The organism is Pseudomonas sp. HMWF021 (assembly GCF_003061005.1).
In the GTDB taxonomy this organism is placed as follows: domain Bacteria; phylum Pseudomonadota; class Gammaproteobacteria; order Pseudomonadales; family Pseudomonadaceae; genus Aquipseudomonas.
The window spans coordinates 1-16,756 of the sequence record NZ_QAIK01000146.1 but is presented as its reverse complement, the minus strand read 5'-3'; the positions used below and the strand labels follow the sequence as shown (position 1 = coordinate 16,756).

Sequence of the window (16,756 nt, the reverse complement as noted above, 5' to 3'; positions counted from 1 at the left end):
CGTCTGGCCCAGGCTGATCTGTACCTGGCCCGCCAATGGCCACGCCGCGCCGAAAACCAGCTCAAGGAAACCGAGAGCATGGTGCCCCGCGACATGGGTCTGGAACTCGCTCAGGCGCGCACCGCGATGACCCTGCAGGAGTGGCGGCAGATGGATGCGCTGACCGATGACGTGGTCGAGCGTTTCCCCGATAACCGTCAGGTTCAGCGCGCGGCCCGTGAGCGCGAAGTGCATGACATGTCCGAACTGCGCGTAGAAGCCTACGGCGGCAAGGCCAACGGAGGCGGCGGCAGCGGTGGTGCAGGCGCGGTCAGTGGCAGCCGCGATTTCGGCATCCAGAGCACCTTGTACAGCCCGCCGATCGATGAGGACTGGCGGGTGTTCGTCGGCGCCGGATATGCCACCGGCGACTTTGCCGAAGGCACCGGCACCGACCGCTTCCAGCGCGTCGGCCTGGAGCGGCGTACCCGCGACATGAGCCTGGAAGCCGAAGTTTCCAATCACGATTACGGTTACGGCGCCAAACAGGGCGCACGCATCGCAATTGCCCGCGACATCAACGACAACTGGCAGTACGGCGGCAGCTTCGCCTACCTGTCGGCCGAGACGCCATTGCGCGCCCTCAACAGCGACATCAAGGCCAACGGCGGCAACGCGTTCATTCGCTGGCGCGCCAACGAAAGCCGCGAGTGGCGCCTGTCGGTCAGCCCGTCGCACTTCAGCGACGGCAACAACCGTGTCGAAGCTTTGCTCACCGGGCGCGAGGGCGTTTACAGCGCGCCGAACGTGCAGGTGGATGCCGGTCTGGAGGTCGGCACCAGCCACAACTCCAACTCCGAGGATGTGCCGTACTTCAACCCGAAGTCGGACTTCAGCGTGATGCCCACGGTCAACGTCAATCACGTGCTCTACCACCGCTACGAAACCTCCTGGAGCCAGCAATTCCAGGCCGGGGCGGGGACGTACAGCCAGCGTGACCACGGCACCGGCGGCATGGCGATGCTCGGCTACGGCCAGCGTTATGCCTGGAACGACGTGTTCGAGGTGGGCGGTTTGTTCAGTGTGATCAACCGGCCCTACGACGGTGATCGGGAGACCGATCTGCGTCTGCTCGTCGACCTCACTTTCCGCTTCTAGAAGAGTTTGAAGATGCCTTTGATGACGCGTTTCATCCTTCTGCTGGGAGTGCTGCTGATCAGCGCCTGTGCCCAGCAAGCCCCGGCCTTCGCGCCGCCGTCGCAACGTCCGCTGGCGGCCAGTGAAAAGCCGTGGCCGAAAAACCACGTGCTGGGCATCGCCTATCACGATATCGAAGACCGCGACCCCGATCAGGCAGTGGTGGCCGTGCGCACCGAACGCATGATCGAGCAACTGGCCTGGCTGCGGGAGAATGGCTACCAACCGGTCACCGTCGACCAGATCATGGCCGCACGCAAGGGCGGCCCGGAACTGCCAGCCAAAGCAATCCTGCTCAGCTTCGACGACGGTTACTCAAGCTTCTATACCCGCGTGTTGCCGGTGCTGCGCGCCTACAACTGGCACGCCTTGCTGGCGCCGGTCGGCACCTGGATCGATACGCCGCTCAATCAACCGGTGGATTTTGCCGGTGCGCCGCGAGCACGCTCGGACTTCCTCACCTGGGATCAGGTAAGGGAAATCTCGCAATCGGGACTGGTTGAAATCGCCGCCCACACCGACGCCAGCCACAAAGGCATCCTCGCCAACCCGCAGGGCAACATGCAGCCGGCGGCGGCCACACGGCGTTACGACCCGGTGACCAAACGCTACGAATCCGAGGCCGATTTCCAGGCACGAATCCGCAATGACGTCGCGACCATTTCGGAGAAGATCCGCAAGGTCACCGGCAAGAAACCGCGAGTCTGGGTCTGGCCCTACGGCACGGCGGACGGTACTTCGCTGACCGTGGTTGGTGAGCAGGGCTACGAGATGGCCCTGACGCTGGATGACGGTCTGGACGCCCTCGACAACCTGATGAGCAGCCCGCGCTTTCTGGTCGCCTCCGACCCGGATGGCGAGCATTTCGCCAACAGCATCGTCGCCGTGCAGTCGGACTTCGCCATGCGCGTGGTGCATGTCGATCTGGATAACGTTTACGACCCTGATCCGGCGCAACAGGAAATCAACCTCGGCAAGCTGATCCAGCGCATGGCCGACATGGGCGCCAATACCGTGTTCCTGCAGGCCTTCGCCGATCCGAAAGGTGACGGGCTGGTGCATTCGCTGTACTTCCCCAACCGTCACCTGCCGGTGCGCGCCGACATCTTCGACCGCGTTGCCTGGCAGTTGCGTACTCGGGCGCACGTGAAGGTGTTCGCGTGGATGCCGGTGCTCAGTTTCGGCCTCGATGCGAAGCTGCCGCGGGTGACTCGCTGGGATCCGAAGACTGGCACCACTGCGGTCGATCCGGATCAGTATCAGCGCCTGTCGCCGTTCGATCCGCAAGTACGGCAGATCATCGGTGAAATCTACGAAGATGTGGCGCGCCTGACCTCGGTCGACGGCATTCTTTATCACGACGACGCGGTGCTGTCGGACTTCGAAGACGCCAGCCCGCAAGCGCTGAAGGCTTATGCCGCGCATGGCTTGCCGGGGTCCATTGCTGCGCTTCGCGATGATCCGGCAGCCATGCAGCGCTGGACGCGGTTCAAGAGCAAATACCTGATCGACTTCACCAATGAGCTGACCGCCAAGGTGCGTGCGATCCGTGGCCCACAAGTGCTGACCGCGCGCAACATCTTCGCCGAGCCGGTACTCAATCCAGACAGCGAAGCCTGGTTTGCGCAGAACCTCGACGATTTCCTCGTGACCTACGACTGGACGGCGCCGATGGCCATGCCGCTGATGGAAAAACAGACCCAGGCGCAATCCGGTCCGTGGCTCGAAGAACTGGTAGCGAAGATCAAGCAGCGCCCCGGCGCGCTGGATCGCACGGTGTTCGAGCTGCAGGCCCGCGACTGGACGAAAAAGGATCAGGCCGACATCGACGGCGCCCAACTGGCCGACTGGATGGGCCGGCTCAAGCGTCAGGGTGCGACCAGTTTCGGTTACTACCCGGACAACTTCCTCGACAACCTGCCGGACCTGAAAACCGTAAGGCCTGCGCTCTCCAACAAATGGAACCCATGACATGCTGGATAGACTGTTAGCCCTGCTTGTTCTGGCGCTCGTCCTCGGCGTGCCGCTGGGATTGATCTTCCTGGTCACCGGGCAGTTCCTGATGGACTTCGTGTTCTTCTACCCGTTGTTCATGTCCGGCCTGTGGATCGCCGGTGGCCTGTATTTCTGGCTGCACTGGGAACGCCACTGGCCGTGGAAGGACGACACCCTGCCGCCGCCACTGGAAGGCGAACCACTGATCTCGATCCTGATCCCTTGCTACAACGAAGGCGAAAACGCTGCCGACACCATTCACGCAGCACTGGCCCAGCACTACCCGAACATCGAAGTCATCGCGATCAACGACGGCTCGAAGGACAACACCGCCGAAGTGCTCGACCGCCTCGCTCAGGAAGACCCACGCCTGCGCGTGCTGCACCTGGCGGAAAACCAGGGCAAGGCCGTGGCCCTGCGTATGGGCGCGATTGCCGCGCGCAGCGAATATCTGGTCTGCATCGACGGCGACGCGCTGCTGGCGCCGAACACCGCGGCCTATCTGGTGGCGCCGATGCTCGACAACGCGCGGCTGGGCGCGGTGACCGGCAACCCGCGAATCCGCACGCGTTCGACGCTGGTCGGGCGGGTGCAGGTCGGCGAGTTCTCGTCGATCATCGGCCTGATCAAGCGCACGCAACGGGTGTTCGGGCGGATCTTTACCGTGTCCGGCGTGATCGTCGCGTTCCGCCGCACTGCATTGAACCGGGTCGGCTACTGGAGCCCGGACATGATCACCGAAGACATCGATATCAGCTGGAAGCTGCAACTCGATCACTGGAGCATCTTCTACGAGCCGCGCGCGCTGTGCTGGATCCTGATGCCGGAAACCCTGCGCGGCCTGTGGAAGCAGCGTCTGCGCTGGGCCCAGGGTGGCGCCGAGGTGCTGTTCAAGAACATTCGCGGCATCTGGCAGTACCGCCATCGTTACCTGTGGCCGCTGCTGTTCGAATATTGCCTGTCGACCGGGTGGGCCTTCACCTTCCTGCTGTCGGTGATTTTCTGGGGCGTGGGCAAGTTCGTGGTCATGCCGGAATCGATTGCCGTGCATCACCTGATGCCCCCGGCGTTCACCGGCCTGTTGCTGGCGTTCGTCTGCCTGGTGCAGTTCGCGGTCAGCATCATTATCGACCGGCGCTACGAACCGGGCTTGGGCCGAACCATGTTCTGGGTGGTCTGGTACCCGATCGCGTTCTGGCTGGTCAGCCTGCTCACCACATTGGTCAGTTTCCCCAAAGTGCTGTTTGGTCAGCATCAGAAGCGTGCGCGCTGGGTCAGCCCTGATCGGGGCATCAAACCGGTCGGCGACGACGAAGAGGAGGTCATCAAATGAAAATCATCCGGACCCGCCAGCGGCCCTTCCTGGTGGTGATCGATGTGATCCTCACCGTATTGGCCTGGGTCGGCCTGCTGTTTCTGCTGATACGCGGGCTGTGGCCATTGATCGAGACCCACGCCGGTGGGCCGCGCATCGACAACTCGGCGTTTGAAGCCCTTGGAACGTTGCAGATCTACCTGTGGGTGGCATTGGTCAACGCGGTGATCCTGATTTCCTGGGCCCGTTATCAGCAGCGCAAGAGCAGAAGCTTTGCCCAGCGCCGTTTGCCGGCGCCGGTGGTTGACGATGAGGGGCTGACCAGAAGCTTTCGACTGTGCGACGAGCGCTTGCAGAAGCTGCGCACGCCCGGGGTGATGACCATCCACAACGATCAGGACGGTGACATCAGCCACGTGGTGCTGAATTTCCGTCCGCTGGAGCCTGCCGAGCTGCCGCCACCGCTGGCGCCGCTGGAACATCCCCGGGTGATCTTTCTGCACGCCGAGGATGACGATAATCGCGACCCGATAAATCGCCCCACCTGAACGACACCCCCCCTGTAGGAGCTGCCGAAGGCTGCGATCTTTTGATTTTGATTTGAAAGATCAAAAGATCGCAGCCTTCGGCAGCTCCTACATTATTCAGCATTCAGCATTCAGCATTCAGCAATCAGCATTCATTCAGCCGCGAATCAGCTTCCACGCGTCTTCCATCATCAGCGGCTGTTTCATCCGTTCAGCCAGCATCGCCATGGCCCGCTCCTCCTCGCAGGCCACGGCGGCAACCACCACGCCGTTTTGTCCGAACAGGCCGATGAAGGGCGGATGCCCGGGTTCGCCCTTGAACTCGATTTCATCCCACTGACGGGCGTGACCCAGATAGTCATAGTTCCTGCCGAAGTGCCAGGTCCAGAAAAATGGCACATCCAGATAATGCTCATCAGCGCCGAGCATGTTGGCAGCAGCGATACGGGCATGCTGCTGGGCCAGACGCCAGTGTTCGATGCGTTGCGGCTGGCCGTTAAGGGGGAAGGTGGCGATATCACCGATGGCCCAGAGCCTGTCACAAACACGCAGGCCGGCATCGACGCGAAGTGACTGGTCTTCCTCTTTCGGCAGCGACGTGAAAGCCTCGGTGGCCGGGTGTACGCCGACCCCCGCCAGGACCAGATCTGCCGACAGGCGCAAACCGTTGTCCAGCAACACAGCCTCGACCTTGCCGTCGCCAGTGATTTCCCGGGCCTCGTGATCAGTGATGAATTTCACCCCGTGTTGTTCATGCAGCGCACGGATCGCCTTGCCCACGGCTTCGCCGAACTGCGCGGCGAACGGGATGGCGTGGCGGGCGATGACCGTGACGTCGAGGCCGTACTGACGCAGGGCCGAGGCGCACTCGAGGGCGATGAAGCTGTCGCCGATGATCACGGCGCGCTGGTCAGGTTTGGCCTCGCGCATGATCTGTTCGGCCTGGGCTTTCGAGCGCAGGACGAAGACTTGTGGCAGGTCTGCGCCGGGCAGTTGCAGGGGGTTGGGTTCGCCGCCGGTGGCGAGCACTGCCGTGTCGTAAGCGAGGGTCTGGCCATCTTTCAAATGCAGGGTTTTCGTTGGTGCGTCGAGGGCCGCGATTTCGCCTTGCCGGCGTTCGATGCGTTGCTCCTTATAAAAGCTTTCATCGCGCAGCGGCGGAGTTTCCTGCGCCGACATCTCGCCCGCGAGGACAAATTTGCTCAGCACCGTGCGGTCGTAACCGGCGTCCGGTTCACGATCGATCATGATGATCCGGCCGCCAAAACCTTTCTCCCGCAATGCGGCCGCGCACGCCGTGCCGGCTGCACCTGCGCCGACAATCACGAACGTGCGCGGGTCATCTTCTGGCGGTGTGTGCGCATCGTTTAATGGCTGATCATCGACCCAGACATCCTCGCCCCGTACCTCCAGTGGATAACGCTTGAGGCTGTCGAGGGCCGGCGGCTCGCACAACGCGCCGTCCTCGGCACGAAACGCGGCCTTGTGCCAAGGGCAAATCAGACGTCCGTGACACAACGCACCGTCAGCCAACGGCGCGCCGGCGTGTGGGCATTCGCCCTGAAATGCCCGGAGCTGGCCGTTTGCGCGTAGCAGGACAATCTTGCAGTCGCCGATTTCAACTTGCAGCCCATGGTCTTCGGGGACATCGGCGAAACGTGCGACACGGTGCAGGGACATAATCGGCTTCCTCGCAGGTATTTCTCTTACGAGTTTGCGCCGCAGTGCGAGGTTCAGCCAATTGCTACTGCCACGGCACGAACGGTACGGCTATAGTTTGCAGGCCGACGAAGGCCCAACTGCACAAGGTACTCCCGGAATGACCCGATTGACCTCTCTCAACCCTTGGCTGGCGGCCGTCGCCGTCGCCCTTTGCGTGCAGTTTCCGGCGCAGGCGGCCGAGCGCTTTACCCTCGACATCCCCGGTGTCTCGGACAATCGCCTGTTCACCTCGGCCGCCGCCAGCGATGCGGCCGGTTGCGGTGGCAAGAACCAGTCCCCGGCACTGGCCTGGAACGCGGGGCCTGCCGGCACTCTGAGCTACGCGATCGTCATGCACGACCCGGACGGCCAGAAAGGTGCTGGCGTCGATCACTGGATTCACTACGGCATCAAGGCCACCACCCGGCAGATCCCGGCCGGTGTCGGCGCCAAATCCACTCTCGAAGGCGTGGGCGGTACCAACACCAAAGGCACCACCCATTACATCGGGCCGTGCCCACCGGTTGGCGACAGCGCGCACCACTACATCATCCAGATCTACGCCCTGGATCTGGCCCCGGACGCCTTGCCCGCCGGCCTGACCCGCGCCGAGCTGATGGAAAAAATCAAAGGCCACGTACTGCGTAACAGCAGCGTGGTGCGGCGTTATCACCGCTGAAAATATTTTCAGCGGCGTTTAACCCGATCTGAAGGGGCTGCCCGTCTCAGTGGATGAATGGATCACTTTCATCCCGAGGTCAGCCCCCATGTCTCGTTCTCTGCCTTTTCTGCGACCTGTTGCGATCGGTGTGCTGTTGACTGTCGCCGGTTGCGGCGTGTCTTCCAATCCCGAATCGGCTGCTGTCCCGGCGCCGGCCCAGCCACAGGCGTCGATTCAGCATGAAGCGCTCGCCGCCGACAGTGCGATGGTCAAGCGCAGAGCAAGTCCGGCGCCGATTGCCAGTTTCGCGGCGATGCCGGCCCCGGAAAGTTATCCACAAGGCTATCGCGACGAGCAGCGCGAGCAGTATCAGGCGTTGGCCGACAATCCGATCCACAGCGTGGCCGAGGCTCCGGTCTCGACCTTCAGTGCTGACGTCGACACGGGGGCCTACGCCAATGTCCGGCGTTTGCTCAATCAGGGACGCCTACCGCAGGAAGGCGCGGTGCGGCTGGAAGAGATGGTCAATTACTTTCCCTACAACTACGCGCTGCCAAGCGATGGTTCGCCCTTCGGAGTGACCACCGAACTGGCCGCCACCCCGTGGAGTCCGCACACCCGCCTGCTGCGTATCGGCATCAAGGCCTCTGACCGTACCGTGGCGGAACTGGCCCCGGCCAATCTGGTGTTTCTGGTGGATGTGTCCGGCTCGATGGATCGCAGCGAAGGGCTGCCACTTGTCAAAAGCACGTTGAAACTGTTGGTTGATCAGTTGCGCGAGCAGGATCGGGTGTCGCTGGTGGTGTATGCCGGCGAATCCCGCGTGGTGCTGGAGCCGACTTCCGGACGGGAAAAAGCGAAAATTCGCACGGCCATCGAGCAATTGACCGCAGGCGGTTCAACCGCTGGCGCGTCAGGCATCGAGCTGGCCTATCAAATGGCGCAGCAGGCGTTCATTCCCAAAGGTATCAACCGCATCCTGTTGGCCACAGACGGTGACTTCAACGTCGGCATCAGCGACTTCGACAGCCTCAAGCAAATGGCTGTGGATAAACGCAAGACCGGGATCTCCCTGACCACATTGGGTTTCGGTGTGGATAACTACAATGAACACTTGATGGAACAACTGGCCGACGCCGGCGACGGCAACTACGCCTACATCGACAACCTGCGCGAGGCGCGCAAAGTGCTGGTGGATCAACTCGGTTCGACCCTTGCCGTGGTGGCGAAAAACGTCAAATTGCAGGTGGAATTCAACCCGGCGCAGGTCAGTGAATATCGCCTGCTCGGCTACGAAAACCGCGCCTTGAAGCGTGAGGATTTCAGCAACGACAAGGTCGATGCCGGTGAAGTCGGCGCAGGACACACGGTGACCGCGCTGTATGAAATTGTCCCGGCAGGCGAGCAGGGCTGGCTGGAACCGCTGCACTACGGTAAATCGCAGACGCCGGTGGCGACGAACAACGGGGAATTGGCGATGCTGCGTGTGCGTTATCAACAGCCTGAAGGTGGGAAAAGTCTGCTGATCGAGCGGCCGATTGCCAATCAGGTCGCACCGGCCAGCGAGGACCTGCGTTTCGCGGCAGCGGTGGCGGCGTTTTCCCAGCAGCTCAAGGACGCTCGTTACACCGGCGATTTCAGCCTGAAAGACACCGAAGCGCTGGCCCGTGGTGCTCGCGGCGACGACCGCTTCGGCTTGCGCAACGAATTCGTGCAACTGGTGGAACTGGCGCAAAGCCTGCGCACCTCAACCGCATCCAATGCGATGCCCACTGAGCGACGGATCGAATAGTGAGCCGATTCAAAGGCTTCATCAGTCAGCTGTTTGCTGCGCCCGACAGCAAGGCCGCCAGCAGCGATGAAACGCTGCTGGCGCGTTATCGCCAGGGCGACGGCGCGGCGTTCGAGATTTTGTACACGCGCCATCGTCAGGGGTTGTATCGGTTCCTGCTCGGGTTGAGCGGCAAACCGGAACTGGCTGACGAGGTGTTTCAGGATACTTGGCTGAGCCTGATCCGCAGCACCAGTCAGCCACAGGGGCGGGCGACGTTTCGTACATGGCTGTTCCAGATTGCCCGCAATCGGCTGATCGATCACTGGCGCAAACACGGCGCGCATCAGCCGCTGCACGACAGCTACGACGAACAGCTGCATGCGGTTGGCGACGAGACCCACGATCCGGAACAACTGCTGAACCTCAGCCGCGACAGCCAGCGCCTGGAAAGTGCCCTGCAAACCCTGCCCGCCGACCAGCGCGAAGTGTTCCTGCTGCGCGCCCACGGCGACCTCGACCTGGCGCAAATCGCCAGCCTCACCGAAACACCGCTGGAAACCGTCAAGAGCCGCTTGCGCTACGCCCAGCAAAAACTGCGTCGGCTGCTGGCCGAGGAGGTACTGACATGACTGACGCCCGCCAGACACCCGAAGATCCCGTGATCAAACATGTGCGTGAACAGCACAACGCTGAACCGCCGGCGCACCTTGATGCGTTCATCCTCAATGCTGCTCACCGCGAAACCCCGGTGCCCAAGCCAGGCCTTTGGCAACGCTGGCTGCGGGCCTGTCAGAAACCGCGTTGGCAGTTCGCCTTCGCCAGCCTGGTCGGTGTGGCACTGATGCTGTCGCTGGTGCAACGTACGCCCGAGCCACAGCCGCAATTCGACTTCGCCCCGGCCGCCAGACCGGCCGCGCCACTGGCGCGCAAGCAAGCACCGGAAGCGCAGTCACTGGCCGCTCCGCCCGCTGCGGCCATGTCCGCCCCAGCACCGATGATGGAAATGGCCGCGCCGATGCAAAGCGAAGCCATTCACTCCGACGAAGCCAGACTCGGCAAACGCGCCGCCGCCCCGGCCAACGGCCTCGACACGCAACTGCACGAAGTCCTGCGCTTGCGCGACTCCGGCCAGTCGCAAGCCGCTGATGCGCTGTACAACAATCTGCACAAACGCTACCCCGACGTGGACCTCGACCGGCGACTCGAAAAAATCCGCCAGAACTGACCGCTTGTTCACCCAGCCATTTGGCATTGCCCGGCAAAAACGCGCACTATCGGGCCATGGCTGAAGCGCTGGAGAACAAAGTGGCAGCAAAAATCGACCGCATCGCCCAACTCCTCAACTGCCCGCAGAAGGGCGAGGAGATGCGGCGCGCGATTACCGAGGCTCGCAAGGAGTTTCTGCTGAACCAGTCGGAAGAAGACGTCGTGGAAGAAAATGAGGTTTTTGAGGAGGCTGGGGAAGAAGAGGAAGACGACGATTACGATGAGTTTGACTGGACGACGGAGTGACCGTCATTGCATGAAACACTGCGCCCACAAAAAAGCCCCGGACCATCACAGTCCGGGGCTTTCTCGTTGCAATTCATGGCGCACCAGGCGGGATTCGAACCCACGACCCCTGCCTTCGGAGGGCAGTACTCTATCCAGCTGAGCTACTGGTGCAGCGGGCGACATCATACCTAGGTCGGCTCGGGGCGTCCATGCCGGGTTTTGGCGGGTTTTGTCAGTGCGCGTGTCGGTGTGAAACGCTGCATTCCTTAAAGCTGTAACGTCCTGCAAAACCCTCGCTTGGCGCTTTTTCCCGGCTGATCTATGGTTTGGCTGTGGCCGGGGCTTTTTGCTCGTTGATCTGAAAAAACCAGCAAACGCTGGGTTTTTGTTCTTTTTTTCGAACGACCTATTGTCCTTTAACCCCTTTGCTCCTACGATCCGTTTGAGATTTCAAACGCTCTTTGATCGGGTGTTGAAGCGCAGGTGCTGAGAATAACGCACGATCACTGCGCCTCACCCGGTCGATGATTTCCCTGACGGCAGCCTTGCGAGGCGCCTTTCTACAATCATAATTTTGCTCCGCGCAGGCCGCGGTGCTGTTAAGGAAAGCCGACATGCAGCTTAAAGATACCCAGTTGTTCCGCCAGCAAGCCTTCATTGATGGCGCTTGGGTCGATGCGGACAACGGTCAGACGATCAAGGTCAACAACCCGGCCACCGGCGAAATCCTCGGCACCGTGCCGAAAATGGGTGCCGCCGAAACCCGCCGTGCCATCGAAGCCGCCGACAAGGCGCTGCCGGCCTGGCGTGCACTGACCGCCAAAGAGCGTGCTGGCAAGCTGCGTCGCTGGTTCGAACTGATGATCGAGAACCAGGACGACCTCGCCCGCCTGATGACCCTCGAGCAGGGCAAGCCGCTGGCCGAAGCCAAGGGCGAAATCGTTTACGCCGCTTCGTTCATCGAGTGGTTCGCCGAAGAAGCCAAACGCATCTACGGTGACGTGATTCCGGGCCACCAGCCGGACAAGCGCCTGATCGTGATCAAGCAGCCGATCGGCGTGACCGCCGCGATCACCCCGTGGAACTTCCCGGCGGCGATGATCACCCGTAAAGCCGGCCCTGCGCTGGCCGCCGGTTGCACCATGGTGCTCAAGCCGGCTTCGCAAACCCCATTCTCCGCCTTTGCCCTGGCTGAACTGGCCCAGCGCGCCGGCATCCCTAAAGGTGTGTTCAGCGTGGTTTCCGGCAGCGCCGGCGACATCGGCAGCGAGCTGACCAGCAACCCGATCGTGCGCAAGCTGTCCTTCACCGGTTCGACCGAGATCGGTCGTCAGCTGATGTCGGAATGCGCCAAGGACATCAAGAAAGTCTCGCTGGAACTGGGCGGCAACGCTCCGTTCATCGTGTTCGACGATGCGGACCTGGATAAGGCCGTCGAAGGCGCGATCATTTCCAAGTACCGCAACAACGGCCAGACCTGCGTCTGCGCCAACCGTCTGTACATTCAGGATTCGGTTTACGACGCGTTTGCCGAGAAGCTCAAAGTGGCGGTGGCCAAGCTGAAGATCGGCAACGGTCTGGAAGAAGGCACCACCACTGGCCCGCTGATCGACGAAAAAGCCGTGGCCAAGGTGCAAGAGCACATTGCTGACGCTGTGGCCAAAGGTGCCACCGTGCTGGCCGGTGGCAAGCCGATGGAAGGCAACTTCTTCGAGCCGACCATCCTGACCAACGTGCCGAAAGACGCGGCTGTCGCCAAGGAAGAAACCTTCGGCCCGCTGGCGCCGCTGTTCCGCTTCAAAGATGAAGCCGAAGTGATCGCGATGTCCAACGACACCGAGTTCGGTCTGGCCTCCTACTTCTACGCTCGCGATCTGGGCCGTGTGTTCCGTGTGGCCGAAGCCCTGGAATACGGCATGGTCGGCGTCAACACCGGGTTGATCTCCAACGAAGTCGCGCCGTTCGGCGGCATCAAGGCGTCGGGCCTGGGCCGTGAAGGCTCCAAGTACGGCATCGAGGATTACCTGGAAATCAAATACCTCTGCCTGGGCATCTGAGCCGGGACAGGGAGCGCTGCAAACGCAAAGGGCACGAGAGCGCTGTCCCTTTGCGTCGTTTCAAAAACCGGAATTTTCTCTGCGGCCAGGAACGCCGTGGCAGTCGATCATCGCATGCTGCCACCGCCGATTTCTCCCGCTTAATCCTTGAACCACGCCGCCCGATGAGCGGTGAATGAGGACTGTAATGAGCAAGACTAACGCTGATCTGATGGCCCGCCGTACCGCTGCTGTTCCACGTGGTGTTGGCCAGATTCACCCGATCTTCGCCGAATCGGCGAAGAACGCTACCGTGACTGACGTTGAAGGTCGTGAGTTCATCGACTTCGCCGGCGGCATCGCTGTGCTGAACACCGGCCACGTGCACCCGAAAATCATCGCCGCCGTGACCGAACAGCTGAACAAGCTGACCCACACCTGCTTCCAGGTACTGGCCTACGAGCCGTACGTTGAGCTGTGCGAAAAGATCAACGCCAAGGTGCCAGGCAATTTCGACAAGAAAACCCTGCTGGTGACCACCGGTTCCGAAGCCGTGGAAAACGCCGTGAAAATCGCCCGTGCCGCCACTGGCCGTGCTGGCGTGATCGCCTTCACCGGCGCTTACCACGGTCGCACCATGATGACGCTGGGCCTGACCGGTAAGGTCGTACCTTACTCGGCCGGCATGGGCCTGATGCCAGGCGGCATCTTCCGCGCGCTGTACCCGAACGAGCTGCACGGCGTGAGCATCGACGATTCGATCGCGTCCATCGAGCGCATCTTCAAGAACGACGCCGAGCCGAAAGACATCGCCGCGATCATCATCGAGCCTGTGCAGGGCGAAGGTGGTTTCTACGTCGCGCCGAAAGAATTCATGAAGCGTCTGCGTGCCCTGTGCGACCAGCACGGCATCCTGCTGATCGCTGACGAAGTGCAGACTGGCGCTGGCCGTACTGGCACTTTCTTCGCCATGGAGCAGATGGGCGTTGCTGCCGACCTGACCACTTTCGCCAAATCCATCGCTGGCGGCTTCCCGCTGGCCGGTGTCTGCGGCAAGGCCGAGTACATGGACGCCATCGCCCCAGGCGGCCTGGGCGGCACCTACGCCGGTAGCCCGATCGCGTGCGCTGCGGCTCTGGCCGTGATGGAAGTGTTCGAAGAAGAGAAGTTGCTGGACCGCTGCAAGGCTGTCGGCGAGCGTCTGGTAACCGGCCTCAAGGCAATCCAGGCCAAGTACCCGGTGATCGGTGAAGTGCGTGCCCTGGGCGCGATGATCGCGGTCGAGCTGTTCGAAAACGGCGACAGCCACAAGCCGAACCCGACCGCTGTCGCGGCTGTGGTAGCCAAGGCGCGCGACAAGGGCCTGATCCTGCTGTCCTGCGGCACCTACGGCAACGTTCTGCGCGTTCTCGTACCGCTGACCTCGCCGGACGAGCAACTGGACAAAGGCCTGGCGATCATCGAAGAGTGCTTCTCGGAGCTGTAAGCCCAGACTCCGTGTGATCGGTTCGACAAAAAACCCGCTTCGGCGGGTTTTTTTACGCCCCTTGAAACACATCCGGCGCTTTTGCGCTGTATCGAAAGGCCAGCATTGGCTAAGGTTCAGGCATTGCAAGGGAGAGCGCGCATGACTGCCGTTGATTTACCCGCCGTACCCCGAGTGCTGATTGCCGAGGCCGATCCGTGGTCTCGGGACCTGCTCAAACAAGTGTTGCTCAACGTGCGCTGTGATGCGCGGCTGGATCTGTGTGCCGACGGCCAGCAAGCCATGTCGTTACTCAGCGAAGTGCCCTATGACCTGGTGATCGTCGATTGGGAGTTGCCGGGCATCGACGGCTTGAGCGTGCTGCGCAGTGTGCGCCAGCGCAAACGCAATCCGCCGCTGCCGTTCATTCTGATGAGCAGCCGCAACGACAGCGCCAGCGTGCGTGAAGCCATCCCGCTGGCGCCCACGGCCTACCTGACCAAACCGCTGAACATGGAAAACCTCACCGAGCGCTTGCAGGGGTTGCTGCTGGATGCGGGCGAAGAGGTGTTTTGCGAAGTGCCGGCCCTGGCGGCGGGCATGACCTTGGCGGTATTCCTTGAGCGGCGTCGTGAACAGGCTGACGGCGCGCCGCTGATGACCGATGTGCAGGTAGCGGTGAAGCGCAGCCTGAACCCGAACGGACTTGATCTGAAGCTGCTGGAAGAAGAAATCCGCACCGATCCGCAGATCACGGCCGTGCTGATCGCCGCCGCCAACAGCGCCGCGCAGCATCATGGCGCGGCGGTGCAGACCCTGGGGCAGGCGCTGCATCGCCTCGGCACCGGGCAGAGCATGAACCTGATCCTCGGCCTGGCGCTCAAGCGCAGCGCCAAACTCAGTGACCCGTGCCTGGCGGACTACGCCGAGCGCTATTGGGGCCTGTCGCTGCACACGGCAGAATACGCGCGCACTCTGGCGCGCCTGCTGGATCTGGATCAGGAGCGCTGCTATTGCGCCGGCATGCTGCATCGTCTCGGCGATCTGGCGTTGCTGCGTTGCTTACAGGAATGGAAGCAGGCCGGCGGCGAGCTGGATGAGCTGGAGGAAGTCGGCGACGCGCTGGCGGAATTTGGCGCGGCCTACGGTTCGGCATTGCGTACACGCTGGCGCTTGCCGCTGGAGCTGCGTGAGTTGATTGCGTCGGTCTACCAGCTCGGAGGCGGGGTTTACTCCCGTGAGGCGCTGGTGATGAACATGGCAGCGCAAATGGCCCGTCTGACCGAGCATGAAGGAGTCGAAGAGCTGGCGAAGAGTCGCACGGCGCGGCTGCTGAAGATCGGGCTGCCGGAATTGATGCGGATGCGCAAATAACCGGATTCACGAGCATCCCCCTGTAGGAGCTGCGGCACGCTGCGATCTTTTGATTTTGTCTTTAAAGCAAAATCAAAAGATCGCAGCGTGCCGCAGCTCCTACAGGGCAGGTGAATCGGACGGTGGGTCTCAGCTTGAGATTATCCGGTTCTTGCCCTGACGCTTGGCCTCGTACATCGCCGCGTCCGCCCGGGCGAACAGGCTGTCGAGGTTTTCGTCGTCATCGTGAAGGCTGGTCAATCCCTGGCTGACGGTGATGCCGAACGTCTGGCCGTCCACGTTGAAGCTCAATCGCTGAATTTCCTGCTGCAGTCGCTCGGCCACTTGCATCGCCATGTCCGGCGCACAACCCGGGAACACCGCGGCGAATTCCTCGCCACCAATGCGTCCGAACAGATCGCCACGGCGTAGGGAGCCGCGCCCGCATTCGGCGATCCGCTGCAGCACGTTGTCACCTTCCGGGTGGCCGTAGCTGTCGTTGATCAGCTTGAAGTCGTCGATGTCCAGCAGCAGGAACGTCAGCGGCGCACCCTGCAGACGCGCCTCTTCGAACTCGCGGTTGGCGCACTCGAAGAAGTGCCGACGATTGCTGCTTTGGGTCAGTACGTCGGTGGTCGCCAGCCGATGCAGCTCGGTTTCCATGTGCTTCTTTTCGGTGATGTCTTCGGCGATGCCGACAATGATCACCGGTTGCCCGGGTTCGTCCTGACGGTTGATGAAGCATTTGTCGCTGAGCCAGCGAACCTGACCATCGGCGGCGATGATCCGGTATTCGCGGTCTTCCACAGCGCCTGTGTGCAGGACTTCGGCAAGGCTGCGTTCGGCGTAATCCAGATCATCGGGGTAGATGCTGTCGCGCCACTGGTTGTAATCGGCCAGCAGCAGGCCGGCCGAGCGACCGAAAATCCGCTCGTAGGCAGGGCTGACGTACAGCACCTGACGGGTTTCCCAATTGAACGCCCACAGTACCGCGTTGACGCTCACCAGCAGTGAGCTGAACAGCTGTTCGCGCTCGCTCAGCCGGGCGACTTCGCCTTGGGCGTGCATCAGCGCCATCAGGGTTTGCGCGGCCTCGGGCCACTGCGCAGGGGATGAGTCTTTTTGATTGTTGTTGACCATCGGCACTTATCTCAAAGGGCGTGCCGCCATTCGACAACCGCCACAGTACAGCCCGCCGGGGTGGCGAAGTGTCTTTGAGATAGGGGAAATTGAGCTTAGTTCCACGCTTTTGTGGCGGG

14 protein-coding genes and 1 tRNA gene are annotated in these 16,756 nt (G+C 61.8%); 12 read left to right on the top strand and 3 right to left on the bottom strand.

Annotated elements, in window-relative coordinates:
- The 4 genes from pgaA to pgaD form a co-directional block, all read left to right on the top strand.
- Positions 1-1,137, top strand: a 1,137-nt coding sequence (pgaA, locus tag DBR18_RS29610; RefSeq protein ID WP_256588825.1) for a poly-beta-1,6 N-acetyl-D-glucosamine export porin PgaA, incomplete at its 5' end; no start/stop codon positions are given.
- A 12-nt stretch (positions 1,138-1,149) separates the two neighbouring features.
- On the top strand, positions 1,150-3,147 hold the full coding sequence (gene pgaB / locus DBR18_RS20860; protein ID WP_108591732.1) for a poly-beta-1,6-N-acetyl-D-glucosamine N-deacetylase PgaB: 1,998 nt from the start codon (positions 1,150-1,152) through the stop codon (positions 3,145-3,147).
- Between the two features lies 1 nt (position 3,148).
- A complete protein-coding gene (gene pgaC / locus DBR18_RS20855; RefSeq protein ID WP_007961454.1) occupies positions 3,149-4,504 on the top strand; it encodes a poly-beta-1,6-N-acetyl-D-glucosamine synthase in 1,356 nt (451 codons plus the stop codon).
- The gene (gene pgaD, locus DBR18_RS20850) at positions 4,501-5,034 is read left to right on the top strand and encodes a poly-beta-1,6-N-acetyl-D-glucosamine biosynthesis protein PgaD (RefSeq protein ID WP_108591731.1); all 534 of its coding nucleotides are present in this window, start codon (positions 4,501-4,503) and stop codon (positions 5,032-5,034) included. Before pgaC ends, pgaD begins: the two co-directional genes overlap by 4 nt.
- A gap of 135 nt (positions 5,035-5,169) precedes the next feature.
- On the opposite strand, the gene DBR18_RS20840 is transcribed toward pgaD, so the two are convergent.
- Positions 5,170-6,693 (bottom strand): FAD-dependent oxidoreductase, encoded by a 1,524-nt coding sequence (locus DBR18_RS20840; RefSeq protein ID WP_108591730.1) that lies wholly within the window; start codon positions 6,691-6,693, stop codon positions 5,170-5,172.
- A 139-nt stretch (positions 6,694-6,832) separates the two neighbouring features.
- On the opposite strand from DBR18_RS20840, the gene DBR18_RS20835 reads away from it, so the two are divergent.
- From DBR18_RS20835 to DBR18_RS20815, 5 genes are all read left to right on the top strand, one after another.
- On the top strand, positions 6,833-7,393 hold the full coding sequence (locus tag DBR18_RS20835; protein WP_108591729.1) for a YbhB/YbcL family Raf kinase inhibitor-like protein: 561 nt from the start codon (positions 6,833-6,835) through the stop codon (positions 7,391-7,393).
- A gap of 88 nt (positions 7,394-7,481) precedes the next feature.
- Positions 7,482-9,167, top strand: coding sequence for a VWA domain-containing protein (locus tag DBR18_RS20830; RefSeq protein WP_108591728.1), 1,686 nt, complete (start codon positions 7,482-7,484; stop codon positions 9,165-9,167).
- A gap of 29 nt (positions 9,168-9,196) precedes the next feature.
- Positions 9,197-9,778 carry an RNA polymerase sigma factor gene (locus DBR18_RS20825; protein ID WP_256588828.1) on the top strand — a complete coding sequence of 194 codons (582 nt, stop codon included), beginning with the start codon at positions 9,197-9,199 and terminating at the stop codon, positions 9,776-9,778.
- Positions 9,775-10,374 carry a hypothetical protein gene (locus DBR18_RS20820; protein ID WP_108591726.1) on the top strand — a complete coding sequence of 200 codons (600 nt, stop codon included), beginning with the start codon at positions 9,775-9,777 and terminating at the stop codon, positions 10,372-10,374. Before DBR18_RS20825 ends, DBR18_RS20820 begins: the two co-directional genes overlap by 4 nt.
- 56 nt (positions 10,375-10,430) lie before the next feature.
- Positions 10,431-10,661, top strand: coding sequence for a hypothetical protein (locus tag DBR18_RS20815; protein WP_177482414.1), 231 nt, complete (start codon positions 10,431-10,433; stop codon positions 10,659-10,661).
- 76 nt (positions 10,662-10,737) lie between these two features.
- Here DBR18_RS20815 and DBR18_RS20810 read toward each other — a convergent pair.
- Positions 10,738-10,814, bottom strand: a tRNA-Arg gene (locus DBR18_RS20810).
- 443 nt (positions 10,815-11,257) lie between these two features.
- On the opposite strand from DBR18_RS20810, the gene gabD reads away from it, so the two are divergent.
- The 3 genes from gabD (at position 11,258) to DBR18_RS20795 (ending at position 15,518) form a co-directional block, all read left to right on the top strand.
- Complete coding sequence (gene gabD, locus DBR18_RS20805) at positions 11,258-12,700, top strand: NADP-dependent succinate-semialdehyde dehydrogenase (RefSeq protein ID WP_007963502.1); 1,443 nt, start codon at positions 11,258-11,260, stop codon at positions 12,698-12,700.
- Positions 12,701-12,887: 187 nt separating this feature from the next.
- On the top strand, positions 12,888-14,165 hold the full coding sequence (gene gabT / locus DBR18_RS20800; RefSeq protein WP_108591725.1) for a 4-aminobutyrate--2-oxoglutarate transaminase: 1,278 nt from the start codon (positions 12,888-12,890) through the stop codon (positions 14,163-14,165).
- A 141-nt stretch (positions 14,166-14,306) separates the two neighbouring features.
- Positions 14,307-15,518 (top strand): response regulator, encoded by a 1,212-nt coding sequence (locus DBR18_RS20795; RefSeq protein ID WP_108591724.1) that lies wholly within the window; start codon positions 14,307-14,309, stop codon positions 15,516-15,518.
- Positions 15,519-15,647: 129 nt separating this feature from the next.
- Here the strand turns inward: DBR18_RS20795 and DBR18_RS20790 are convergent, their stop codons facing one another.
- The gene (locus DBR18_RS20790; protein ID WP_108591723.1) at positions 15,648-16,637 is read right to left on the bottom strand and encodes a sensor domain-containing diguanylate cyclase; all 990 of its coding nucleotides are present in this window, start codon (positions 16,635-16,637) and stop codon (positions 15,648-15,650) included.
- Positions 16,638-16,756: the final 119 nt, after the last annotated feature.

Bases quoted from the DNA above. Each gene is read 5' to 3' on its own strand.
- pgaB (WP_108591732.1), top strand. From the start codon at position 1,150: ATGCCTTTGATGACGCGTTTCATCCTTCTGCTGGGAGTGCTGCTGATC.
- DBR18_RS20830 (WP_108591728.1), top strand. From the start codon at position 7,482: ATGTCTCGTTCTCTGCCTTTTCTGCGACCTGTTGCGATCGGTGTGCTG.
- DBR18_RS20815 (WP_177482414.1), top strand. From the start codon at position 10,431: ATGGCTGAAGCGCTGGAGAACAAAGTGGCAGCAAAAATCGACCGCATC.
- gabT (WP_108591725.1), top strand. From the start codon at position 12,888: ATGAGCAAGACTAACGCTGATCTGATGGCCCGCCGTACCGCTGCTGTT.
- DBR18_RS20840 (WP_108591730.1), bottom strand. From the start codon at position 6,693: ATGTCCCTGCACCGTGTCGCACGTTTCGCCGATGTCCCCGAAGACCAT.
- pgaC (WP_007961454.1), top strand. From the start codon at position 3,149: ATGCTGGATAGACTGTTAGCCCTGCTTGTTCTGGCGCTCGTCCTCGGC.
- DBR18_RS20820 (WP_108591726.1), top strand. From the start codon at position 9,775: ATGACTGACGCCCGCCAGACACCCGAAGATCCCGTGATCAAACATGTG.
- pgaD (WP_108591731.1), top strand. From the start codon at position 4,501: ATGAAAATCATCCGGACCCGCCAGCGGCCCTTCCTGGTGGTGATCGAT.
- DBR18_RS20835 (WP_108591729.1), top strand. From the start codon at position 6,833: ATGACCCGATTGACCTCTCTCAACCCTTGGCTGGCGGCCGTCGCCGTC.
- DBR18_RS20795 (WP_108591724.1), top strand. From the start codon at position 14,307: ATGACTGCCGTTGATTTACCCGCCGTACCCCGAGTGCTGATTGCCGAG.
- DBR18_RS20790 (WP_108591723.1), bottom strand. From the start codon at position 16,637: ATGGTCAACAACAATCAAAAAGACTCATCCCCTGCGCAGTGGCCCGAG.
- gabD (WP_007963502.1), top strand. From the start codon at position 11,258: ATGCAGCTTAAAGATACCCAGTTGTTCCGCCAGCAAGCCTTCATTGAT.